The organism is Sphingomonas sp. NPDC019816, assembly GCF_050274375.1.
Taxonomy (GTDB): domain Bacteria; phylum Pseudomonadota; class Alphaproteobacteria; order Sphingomonadales; family Sphingomonadaceae; genus Sphingomonas.
Genome location: NZ_JBNNOB010000125.1, coordinates 1 through 10960, shown reverse-complemented (window position 1 = coordinate 10960; position 10960 = coordinate 1). Strand labels below are relative to the sequence as shown.

The 10960-nt window shown below is 61.2% G+C and carries 8 protein-coding genes and 1 pseudogene; 2 read left to right on the top strand and 7 right to left on the bottom strand.

Annotation, left to right across the window (positions count from 1 at the left end):
- Window positions 1-83 precede the first annotated feature (83 nt).
- From ACQKJZ_RS15345 to ACQKJZ_RS15315, 7 genes and pseudogenes are all read right to left on the bottom strand, one after another.
- Window positions 84-1616 (bottom strand): annotated as a pseudogene (locus ACQKJZ_RS15345) (efflux RND transporter permease subunit); the annotation flags it as partial.
- A gap of 3 nt (window positions 1617-1619) precedes the next feature.
- Window positions 1620-2789: an efflux RND transporter periplasmic adaptor subunit gene (locus ACQKJZ_RS15340; protein WP_052648640.1), complete on the bottom strand. Its 1170-nt coding sequence runs from the start codon at window positions 2787-2789 to the stop codon at window positions 1620-1622.
- A gap of 3 nt (window positions 2790-2792) precedes the next feature.
- Window positions 2793-4055: a TolC family protein gene (locus tag ACQKJZ_RS15335; protein WP_037445066.1), complete on the bottom strand. Its 1263-nt coding sequence runs from the start codon at window positions 4053-4055 to the stop codon at window positions 2793-2795.
- A 74-nt stretch (window positions 4056-4129) separates the two neighbouring features.
- Window positions 4130-4471 carry a hypothetical protein gene (locus tag ACQKJZ_RS15330; RefSeq protein WP_234415797.1) on the bottom strand — a complete coding sequence of 114 codons (342 nt, stop codon included), beginning with the start codon at window positions 4469-4471 and terminating at the stop codon, window positions 4130-4132.
- A gap of 366 nt (window positions 4472-4837) precedes the next feature.
- Window positions 4838-5899, bottom strand: a complete 1062-nt coding sequence (locus tag ACQKJZ_RS15325; RefSeq protein WP_037445065.1) for a cation diffusion facilitator family transporter — start codon at window positions 5897-5899, stop codon at window positions 4838-4840.
- A 132-nt stretch (window positions 5900-6031) separates the two neighbouring features.
- Window positions 6032-8230, bottom strand: coding sequence for a TonB-dependent siderophore receptor (locus ACQKJZ_RS15320; protein ID WP_427732065.1), 2199 nt, complete (start codon window positions 8228-8230; stop codon window positions 6032-6034).
- Window positions 8231-8263: 33 nt separating this feature from the next.
- Window positions 8264-8959: a nuclear transport factor 2 family protein gene (locus ACQKJZ_RS15315; protein ID WP_080993746.1), complete on the bottom strand. Its 696-nt coding sequence runs from the start codon at window positions 8957-8959 to the stop codon at window positions 8264-8266.
- 278 nt (window positions 8960-9237) lie between these two features.
- Between ACQKJZ_RS15315 and ACQKJZ_RS15310 the strand changes: the two genes are divergently transcribed.
- Complete coding sequence (locus ACQKJZ_RS15310; RefSeq protein WP_235181762.1) at window positions 9238-9597, top strand: carboxymuconolactone decarboxylase family protein; 360 nt, start codon at window positions 9238-9240, stop codon at window positions 9595-9597.
- 70 nt (window positions 9598-9667) lie between these two features.
- On the top strand, window positions 9668-10906 hold the full coding sequence (locus ACQKJZ_RS15305) for a bifunctional alpha/beta hydrolase/OsmC family protein (protein WP_427732062.1): 1239 nt from the start codon (window positions 9668-9670) through the stop codon (window positions 10904-10906).
- Window positions 10907-10960: the final 54 nt, after the last annotated feature.

The following is a 10960-nucleotide window of genomic DNA, read 5'->3' as shown; positions in this document are numbered from 1 at the left end:
GTCACTCCGCGCTCGACTACATCAGCCCCGCGCAGTTCGAACGAACCGCGTCACGCTGAGCAAATGCCTCTCCACTTAAGCGGGGCAAGTCCAATGATGACGGTGAGCGCCATCGGAACGAAGGTCTTGCCTTCGACGCCGGTCAAGGTGAGCAGCGGCACATAGACGAGGATGATGATCGCCTGGCCATAGACCGACGGCTTGATCATCTCGCGTGCCGCAGAAGCGACAGTGTCGAGACGTTCCTTCACGCTCAGCAGACGCCCTTCGCGATGCTGATTCTCCGCCATGCGTCGCAAGGCGTTCTCGACGATGATGACAGCGCCATCGACAATGAGGCCGAAGTCGAGCGCGCCAAGGCTCATGAGGTTGGCCGACACGCCGGCCCGCAACATGCCAAAACCCGTCAGCATCATGGTGATTGGAATGATGATTGCGGCAATGAGCGCGGCACGGAAGTTGCCGAGCAGGAGGAACAGCACGACGATAACCAGCAGCGCGCCTTCGCTGAGGTTCTTGGCAACCGTTTTGATGGTTGAGTTCACCAGCGCCGTACGGTCGAGTACCGGCTGGACGATTACGTCGGGCGGCAGCGAAGCATTGATCTCCTCCAGTCGCGTGGCGACAGCCGTCGCGACCGTGCGACTGTTTTCACCGATCCGCATGATCGCGGTGCCGACGACCACCTCTGTGCCGTTCTCCGAGGCAGATCCCATGCGGATTGCCTGACCAGTACGGACAGAAGCGACCTGAGAAAGGGTGATAGGGACGCCCTCCCTGGTCGCCACCACGATCTTGGAGAGTTCGTCGGCATTTCGGACAAGGGCATCAGCCCGGACTGCCAGGCCTTCACCATTGCGATTGACGAAGCCTCCTCCGACGCTTGTGTTATTGCGCTCCAGAGCCGTGCTGAGCTGCGTCAGGGTGATACCCATTGACGCCAGGCGCTGGACATCGGGGACGACGAGGAATTGCTTGGCAAAGCCACCGATCGAATCGACGCCTGCAAGGCCCTGCGTATTCTTGAGCAATGGCGAGACGATCCAGTCCTGGGCCGTCCTCAAATAGGTCGCCTTGTCAGCGTCGTTGGTCAGCCGTTCGCCTTCTGGCGTAATGTAGCTCCCATCGGGCTGCATGCCGGGTTCGCCGGGCTGATGCTTGTCATCCTTGCGGTGCTCCAGCCGGACGGTCCACATATAGACCTCGCCCAGCCCCGTCGCGATCGGCCCCATCTCTGGGGTCACGCCGTCCGGCAAATTCTCGGACACGCCGGTCAGACGCTCGCCCACCTGCTGCCGGGCGAAGAATATGTCGGTGTCTTCCGAAAAGACCGCCGTGACCTGTGCAAAGCCGTTCCGGCTGAGCGAGCGGCTATATTCAAGGCCGGGAATTCCGGCCAGCGCGGTTTCGATCGGGAAGGCAACCTGCTTCTCGACCAGTTCAGGCGAAAGCGCGGGCGCGCGAACGTTGATCTGGACCTGGTTGTTGGTGATGTCGGGGACTGCGTCGATCGGCAGGCGATACAGCGCGACAGCGCCAATCACGGCGGCAAGGGCGGTTAGCAGCAGGACGAGCCAGCGCTTGTCGACCGCCCAGTTTACGATGGGGGCGATCATGGCTCAATGATCCTCATGGGTGGCTTCGCCCTTGCCGAGCTCGGCCTTGAGCGTGAAGCTGTTGACGGTTGCGATCTCCTCGGTGCCCTTGAGACCCGACTTGATGATCACGCTGTCGCCAGCCGTGTCGCCAAGCTGGACAGCCGTCGCCTGGAAACCGGTCTTTGTCCGCACGAAGACGATCGACTTACCCTCGTCCGTCTGCACGGCGGTCAAAGGCACGTGGACTGTACTGTCGCCCCCGCTTGCCGCCAGGGCAATCGACGCAGTCACCGGCTCGCCGACACGCCAGATACCCTCTCGATTGTCGAGCGTCGCGATCACGGGGACGAGCCGGGTGTTGGCATCGAGCGCTGGCGACACGAATGTGATTTTCGCAGTTGCGTGGCGACCCCCAGCCTTGACGCTCACCGTGGCGCCCGGACGAACCCGACCGGCGTCTTGGGCCTGAAGGTTGAGTGAGAGCGAGACGCTGGAAAGATTTGCGACGCGGAACAGCTCGGCGTCGGCAGCGACCGTTTGGCCCAGCACCACGCTACGGCCGATCACTTGGCCCGACATAGGTGCCACGATGCCGATGCGATTGAGGCCCCCACCCCCAGTCCCGGCTGCCGCGACCTGTTGCTGCGCCAGACGAAGCGCAATCCGGGCCTCGGTCGCTGCTGTGCGAGCGGCAATGAGGTCCTGCTCGGGCGATACACGCTGCGAAAACAATCGCTGCTCACGCGCGAGATTGCTGTTTGCCAGGGACAGCCGCGCACGGGCAGCCTCTGTTTCGGCATTGAGAGATGCAGCCTCGCGGCTCTCGATGATCGCGAGCGTTTGCCCCCGGCCGATCGCTTGTCCAAGGTTGCGGGTCAACGACACGACACGGCCGCCGATTGCGGCCGACACGACCTGCGTGCCTTGTGGATCTCCATCGATAGTAGCGGGTAGCTCGATCGTACCCGCACCTCCCAACAGAGGCCGAGCGGTCTGAATGCCGGCCGAAGCAATCTGGTCGGCGCTCAGCGTGATCTTGCCCTCGTCCGCATGGGCGTTGCCACCCTCCTCATGTTCAGCAGCAGGCGCGGCCTTATTGTTCGCAGTCTCCTCGGTGCCACCGCCGCACGCGGCGAGTGCGAGCATGAGCGACAAAGGCAGAGCGGCGTGGATGATCTTCCTGGATTGCATGGATCAGTTCCCCTGTTCCGGCGCTGGCGCGGTCAGGCGCTCCAGCTGCGCACGGGCATTCTGGTAGGAGGTGAGCGCGTCGATGGCAGCGAGCCGTGTCTGCGCCAGCGTTCGCTCCGCATCGAGCAGGTCGAGCTGACTGAACTTGCCTTCCCGATAGCCGATACGGGCGATGCGGGCCGCCTCGCGGGCTGCTTCAAGAGCAGGTCCGGTCGCAGTTTGAGCGGTCACGGCAGCGTTGGATGCGGCCGCTTGCGCATCGGTTATGGCCTGCTCGATATCGAGCGCAGTCATTCGCTTCTGCGCTTCCACCTGATTGCGCTGCGCTCGGGCCTGCGTGACGGCGGCCCTGCCCGAATTGAAGATCGGGATCGGCATGGTGACGGTGAAGATGAGCGCGGTGTCGTTGGTGGCCGAAAGTCTGCGTACACCAGGTCCAGCTTCGAGATCGGGGACCCGTTGCGATCGGGCAAGCCGGACATTCGCGTCAGCAACTGCCAGATCGGCGTCCGCTGCCGCTAGAGCAAGCGTGCCTGCTGCAGTCGGTGGAACATCTGGACCATATCCATGCGGCAAACGCTCGAGCCATGCCGTATCCAGCGGACCGTCCACCGATTGCCCTATCCGACGAGCCAGATTGGCCCGGGATGCCTGAGCCAGACGAATGGTTCGGATCAACTCGGCGTCGGCGTTGATTTTGGCCACGTTGGCGCGTTGTTCCTCGATCGGTGAGGCGCGCCCGGCCTTTACGCGAACACTGGCGGCATTAGCGGCATCGCCGGCAATGCGAGACTGATCGCGTGCGGTCTCGACACGGCGTTCGGCTGCAACTGCCTCCACATAGAGCTGGGTGACCTGTAGCCTGATGTCCGCCTGTGTGATGGCCGAGACGAGCAGAGCCCGATTGGTCTGAGCATTAGCGACCGCAATGCGTGCCGAGCGCTTACCGCCCAGCTCGATCGGGATTGCGACACTGACCGTCGATTCGGCACTGCCAACGCCGCTATACGGTCCGCTCCCCGCGATGTTCTCTACTTGGGTCTGCACGGTCGGGTTGGGTCGAAGGCCAGCGACGGTACGAGCGGCACGCGCCGCCTCGACATTGGCCTGTGCAGCTTCTGCCGCCGGCGCACTGCCGCCAGCAGCGGCAACCGCCTGGTCAAGGGTGTAGGGTAACGCCCCTGCTACCGCAGCAGGCGTTTCCTGTGCCTGCGCCACAGCGACGCAGGACACGGCAGCCAGCAAGGCTGCAATGGATCGGAACATGAAAGGGAATCCTGAACACGAGGCATGGATGACCACTGGCCCGAATTCAGGCGCAGCAATCCGCTATGGCTCTGTCAGGCTATCGGCGGGCGCAGGTTAGGGCCGATGGCCCAGCGCTTGGAGGATATAGGTTGAGGGATGACCACCGGAGCGGTCAGTGCCAGAGAGATCATGTCGCTATTGGCAAGGGTCGGCACGAACGCTGACGAACCATGGCAGCCGCCGTGATGGTGCGGCATCGCCTTGTCGGTATCGCCTTGCGTCTGATCCATGTCGCCATCGCTATGCACATAGCCCGAACATTCGATGGTCGGAGCGCTGGGAACTTCCAGAGCATGCACAAGCGTCGTCGTCAGCATGGACAACGACAGCAGGCAGAGAAGGAAACGTCCTAAGCGGCGCATGGCGAGGTACATAATCGGCTTTCCCAAGGATGTCATCCGAGAACCTAAATCTTCAACGAACCATGATCGCCGTTAATGTTATTCCGTATCATCACTTCGTCTTGTAATGCGCATCTTAAAGATCGCACCTTATTTAAGACAACGGAAACGAGCACTGAATTCATATGACAGAAAAATGACTATATCTTTTGTCATGGCTTGAAACAGAGCATTAGTTCTTTGCCCTATTAGCTCACACGTGACGAGGTTGGGCACAGCGTCTGGCGTGAGAACTTCGAACGGAACAACCTGTAGTCCGCCCCGGGTTGTTCGAGGGAAGCCGTCGCCCCCGCTCTGGGGCGGCAGGGGCGACGGGACCGAGCGGGGGGCTCGGATCGGTTAGTGGGCGTGAGCGTGCTTTCCGGCACCCCCGCCACATGTGGACTTCTTGGCGGAGCCGTGACCATGGTCGTGGCCACTATGATCGTGGCTGGCTTTGTTCGGCGCAGCAGCAGTCCGTTCGGGCGAAAGGCTGCAACTGTCCGAGCCGCTCCAATCCACGGCAACCGTGGGGTGCTCGATCTCAAAGCGATCAATAAGCTGCCGCTCGACGGCCTGTACGACCGTGCGAGGATCCGAACCTTCGGCGAGACGGACGTGCATGGTTGCAAGGGTCCGCCCCGAGGTGATCGACCATACGTGGATGTGACTGAGCGACGCAACGCCCGGCACCGTGTCCTGGATATGGTGCTCGATCTCTTCAGCCGAAACGCCATCCGGCGCGCCTTCCAGCAGAATGTGCAGCGACTTGCCGAGGAGCTTCCAGGCACTGCGCAGGACCAGAAGCGAGACCACCACGGAGAGGATGGGATCGATAGGCGTCCAGGCAGTGAAATAGATGACCACGGCAGCGGCTACAGCGCCCACGGAACCCAGCAGATCGCCCATGACGTGGAGCGCTGCGCCCTTGATGTTGACGTGCTCGCTATCGCCACGCGTGAGGATCCAGAAGACAAGAATGTTCACCAGAAGCCCAGCGATCGCGACCCCGAACATCGGCGCGGCCATGACTGGCTGCGGCTGATTGAAACGCTCCCAGGCTTCATAGACGATAAAGGCGACGATCGCGAACAAAGTGACGGCGTTGATAAGGCCGGCGACGACCTCAAAACGCAGGTAGCCGAAGGTGCGCTTGGCGTCGGGCGAGCGCTGCCCGAAGCGGAACGCGGCGTATGCAAGAGCAAGCGCCGCCGCGTCCGTCATCATATGGCCGGCGTCCGCCAGCAGGGCCAGCGAGCCGGACCAGAGGCCGCCCACCACTTCGACGACCATGAAGGAGGCGATCAGACCGAACGAAAGGAGGACCTTACGTTCATTATCCTTGGTGATGGTCGGGGTGTGGGAATGGTCGTGATCATGACCATGGCCGTGACCATGGTCAGCGTGTGCGTGTGCTGACATGCGAGACTCGCGAATGAACAATGATGACGTATGAATACATGTTCATATGTCATGCGTCAACATCTTTGCGTCGGCCCGGCCATTTCAGTCTCCGACCGTCTCCCCCCTGAGCCGCTTCTCACCCTTCGGGCATCAGTAACGCACCGTGAGCGCAAGCATCGCGTTTCTCGGCTCGCCAAACAGGACCTGATTGAAGAAGCCGTTCACGACGGTGTAGCGACGATCGGTGAGGTTGTTGACCTTGAGGCTCAGGTCAGTCCGGGCCGACAGATCATAGCGCGCCATGAGGGACACGAGCGCATAGGGCACCTGACGCGTCCGAACCGGACCCATGGGGCTGGCGGCGGACTCGAAAGAGGCGCTGCGCCAGTTCACGCCTCCACCGACGGTCACCGCCCGCAGCGGTCCGGCAAATCGGTAGGTCGAGAAAATTCTCCCAGATGTCCGGGGAAGCTCAGCATTCAACCGGCCGCCGTCGGCGTTTTCTGCCACGAAATGGGCAAAGCCGGCATAGGTGTTCCAGCCGGGAAGGATTTCGCCCTGCAGATCGATTTCGACGCCCCGCGAAGTGGTCCCGTTTGCGGCGAAATACGCCTGCGTTCCATCCGGCAAGAGCTGGCCCGGGTCGATCTGGCCGACATTGTCTAGCCAGGATTTGAAGACCGCGATCGATGCACTGGCGCGGCCGCCGAAATAGCTCCCCTTGACCCCGAACTCGACGTTGCGCCCGTTTGTCGGCGCCAGCATCCTCTCGTCCCGGTCTCTGTTGGTCTGCGGATTGAAGATTTCTGTATAGCTGACATAGGCCGAATGGTGGGAATCGAGATCAAGCACGGCGCCCGCGTAAGGTGTGATCCTGCCACTTTTGGAGAATTCGAAGGATGTAAGCGCCGTCTGTTGTTCTAGATCGTAGAACGTCAACCGCGTGCCGACGATCACCTTGAGCCGATCAACGATGTCGAGCTTGGCGGCACCATAAAATGCCCCCTGCCGCGTAACGGTACGGGTCCGCGAGAACGGCCGAGCGTCAAAATCGGGCTCGGGATACGCGCCGGTCCAATCGAATATGCTTTCAAACGGCGTCGACGGTAGCACGAAGCCACTGCTGAATTCGTTGGCGACCCGCCTGTTCGCCATGACGCCGAACACCAGGTCATGCTTTCGTCCCAAGAGGCTGACAGGCCCTGATAGCGTCGCATCGATGCTGTTCTGCCGGCTGCGCGTGTAGCTCGCCAGGGCAAATGGCTGAAGGCCTTCGCCGGTCACGCGATCCGGATAGCCAAGCCCGGAAAACAAGCGCGCATCCGATGAGGAACGCTGATGCATGACAGCTGCGCGTGCGGCCCACTGTCCTGCGAATTGGTGCTCAAGCGTCAAGAACGCCGAGTCCAGTGTATTGTCCCAACGGCTCCAGTCGGCCGTCATCGATTTGGATCGGGACCATCGCGTTGGAGTTCCGTCCGAGAACCAGAGCGGCATGCCACTCCAGGTCGTGCCTTCAGGACGGATCGCCTGATGGTCATAGCCGATGCTGATGAGCGTCCGGGGGCCAAGGTCTGCCTCGACAATGCCGTAGACGCTCCGCTTTGCCTGGCGATATCTGTCCACATGACCCTCGCGATCTTGCAGAATCCCGACCAGCCGGGCACGCACATGGCCATCGCGAGACAAGGGCGCCGAGATATCAGCCATGCCGCGAAAATTGTCCCACGATCCGGCGCTCAGCGTCGCAGAGGCTGCGAACTGGCGACCAGGCCGCTTACGTACCAGATTGATGGAAGCCGACGGATTGCCGGTGCCGGTCAGCAGGCCGGTTGCACCCCGCACGACCTCGAACCGCTCGAAGAAAGCTGTATCGAGAAAGCTCGCGCCACTGACGAACGCTGTTGGAATCCCATCATACTGGAAGCTGTCGATTGCAAACCCACGTGCGTAGAATGTGACGCGCTCGCTATCGAGGGTTCTCGAAGACAGGCCGGCCGTCGCTTCGAGGGCATTTTGAACCGAATTCAGCTGCTGATCATCGAGGTTCTCGCGCGTCATGACGGTGACGGCCTGTGGCGTTTCCCGCAGCGTCAGCGGTAGACGCGTAGCGGCAGTCACGACGGGGACAGTATAGATGGACGGCGATTGTCGCTCTCCCTGTCCGACGACGATAATCTCGTCCCGCCAGCCCGGCTGCTCGTCATTCGCGGCCCGCCCATCGGAAGTTGGAGACTGCGCTACGGCGGCCTGCGGCAAAAACGCTATGCCAGAAAATGCGCTGACGGCGCAAAGAAGGCGCGCGCGCCGACGCACGCCCCTTTGTGAGGGGCGGGTGAAGTATGGCATCGGGAAATCCTTGCTAGGTTTTCGTCACTCGGCTCAGCGCGCGAGTTGCCCCTCGAGGGTAGCGTGGTTGTAGTAGTCGCCAATCCAGACGATGCGTCCTTGCTCAACGCGAAAGAAGCTTGCTCCCCTGAAGGTGACCGGCCCCTGCTCTTTTACACCGCTCGGATGCGTCGCTTTGAATGTCCATTGGACGGCGACCTGATTGCCGGATGCGACTGGAGCCGCAAGCAGCGTGAGTCTGCGATCAGGCATCATTCCGCTGAGCAGCACCGGAACTTCGGTGACCGCATCAACGCCGGCCTTCACCGCCCCATTGCTTGTGTTGAAATACTCGACCGACGGCGCCAGCGTTGCCTTCAGGGCTGCTATGTCCCCGCTGTTCCAGGCATCGAAATAGCGCTGCACCACCGCGACGTCGGCATTGTTCACCGTCTGCGCTTTGGCCGAGACTGCGGAGAATGCCAGAAACAGCAGGCTGAGAAGCGCCGCCCAGAGAGGCCATGCGGAGTTTCTCGCGCCCGATACGGTGCCCAGGAGCAGCGGCGGGAATGTCATCGGATATGACGCTGGCCCGTTAAACGGCAACACGTTGCCCGGATCAGCGCACAGTGGATTGGATTGGCATTTGCACCTGTCGGTGGGGACAGGGGAACGAGGCGTGACGAAGCGCGGCATAGGGTCGCCCTCATGTGATTGATGATGGGAGAACGACGACCCCAGATCCGCCATTCATCCTAACATCCTATCTTTATCACGAATAGTTCGCAATAGCGCTGCGGCCCTGGCCCGCCATTTTTTTGTTCAGGCTATTTCGGTCTTGACCTTCCAACGATGGGAAGTGGCACGCCGTCGGTATGAGAGGAACCGCGATCATCGTCTGCGGCTCAGCGCTGCAGTTCGACATCTGCGCCCGATCAGCTGTTCTCAACGGCTTAGCGGTTCGCCCGGCTGACCCATTAGCTCGAGCGCTCCACCGCGAAGCGATAGCCAAATGAAGGGTATTCGACTTGAACAATCATGATCACATGCAGGACTGGAATGGATATCGCGACGTGCTGATGTCGCGCGTCGGCGAGTTTGCCAAGCTGAGCCCGGATTCGATGAAGGGCCTGATGATGGTTGAGCAGGGCGTGACCAAGTCCGGGTTACTTGACCCCAAAGTCATGGAATTGATCGCTCTGGCCGTGGCAGTCACGACCCGGTGCGACGGATGCATCTCGGTTCACGCCCAGAAAGCGATCTCCCTTGGCCTCACGCGCGAAGAGATTGCTCAGGCGATGGCTTTCACCATTTTTATGAATTCGGGCGCTGCGCTGACCTACACCGCTCGGGTCTTCGACGTCATCGACGCTTTGCCTGAAAACTGAACAGCAATCAGGGCTGGAGGCTTCAGGCCTTCAGCCCTGTTCCCCCACAGCATCAACGCACGGTGATGGCATGCCCGCAACCGCATTCAATTTCATGAGCAGTACCGGGGAGCAACTCTCTGGCCGGATCGAGCATCCTGCGACGACGCCGCGAGGCTGGGCCCTCTTCGCCCACTGCTTCACATGCGGGAAAGACAGCCTCGCCGCCGTCAGAATCTCACGGGCGTTGGCTCTGGCCGGTATAGGCGTCTTGCGCTTCGACTTCGCCGGGCTTGGCGGCAGCGCGGGTGAGTTCCGCGATTCGGGCTTTGCCTCCGATGTGGCGGACCTGGTTTGTGCAGCGAACGCAATGAGCGATGCTGAAATGCCGATCACGCTCCTTGTAGGACATAGTTTAGGCGGAGCGGCATGTCTGATGGCCGCGGTGGATATCCCGACCGTCCGCGCCGTGGCCACGATTGCCGCCCCTGCAGATGTAGCCCATATCCTCAGCACAATCGATCCAGAGTGTCTCACGCGCATCGAGCGCGATGGAAGCGCGCAGGTCAGCTTTGCTGACAGACCATTTGTCGTCGGTCGCAAGTTCGTCACGGATGCCCGCGCCCAGGCGCTGGAAGAGCGGATCGGAGCGCTGCAGCTTCCACTGCTTCTGCTACACGCCCCTGGCGACGACGTCGTAGGAATTAAGAACGCATCTCGCCTCTTTCAGGCCGCTAAGCACCCCAAGAGCTTTGTGTCACTGGATCAGGCCGACCATCTGTTGCGCGAGCGCGCGGACGCAGAATATGCAGCATCGGTTATCGCTGCCTGGGCTTCGCGCTACCTGCCGGCGACAGACTGGGACATTCGACCTGTCCAGCCCATGGCTGGGGTGACCGCGCATGAGACCGGCGCAGGAAGGTTCCAGGTTGCTATCCAGGCGGGGCGTCACCGGTTCCTTGCAGATGAACCCGTAGAGATGGGTGGTCTCGCGAGCGGGCCGACACCCTATGAGTTGGTCGCGGCAGGTCTGGCTGCCTGTACCGTTATCACGATGCGCCTCTATGCAAAGCGGGTGAACTTGCCACTGGATCAGGCTTTTGTGGCCGTCTCTCACAGTCGGGACAAGGATCGTACGCCGCAAGACCGCTTCAACCGGGATATCCGCCTCGTCGGGGACCTCACCGCCGAGCAGCGCGACAAGCTACTATCGATCGCCGACCGGTGCCCCGTTGATCTGACCCTCGTTCGCGGCTCCGACGTCGTCACCGAACTCGTTGAGACGCAAGATGGACTTGCCCCGGAAAAGTGGAGAGTTCCCTTGAGGTGAAAGGCGAACTCGATGACGAAGCAGCGACGTTTCACGAAGGAATTCGAGGAGGAA